The sequence below is a fragment of the Pseudomonas sp. SIMBA_067 genome (assembly GCF_046534675.1).
Lineage (GTDB): Bacteria > Pseudomonadota > Gammaproteobacteria > Pseudomonadales > Pseudomonadaceae > Aquipseudomonas > Aquipseudomonas putida.
In genome coordinates this window covers 1-230 of the sequence record NZ_JAWRYH010001485.1, presented here as the reverse complement: position 1 = coordinate 230, position 230 = coordinate 1, and the positions used below count along the sequence as shown (strand labels likewise).

Here is a 230-nt window from a genome sequence, read left to right as displayed (position 1 = left end):
GACACGAACTATTATAGCTATTGCAGGCGCATCGGCGTCCGGCAAATCTCTATTTAGCCAAACAATTTATAATGAATTGGTAAATGAGCTTGAACCAGGCGCTATCGCCATTATTGAAGAAGATGCTTATTACAAGGATCAATCGCATTTGCCGATGGCACATCGTACGCAAACGAATTACGACCACCCAGATGCATTTGAACACGAACTAATGCTTGAGCATTTAACAC

At 42.2% G+C, this 230-nt stretch carries 1 pseudogene; it reads left to right on the top strand.

Features of this window, described 5'->3' with window-relative positions:
- A pseudogene (locus SB765_RS34375) lies at nt 1–230 on the top strand (uridine kinase); the annotation flags it as partial.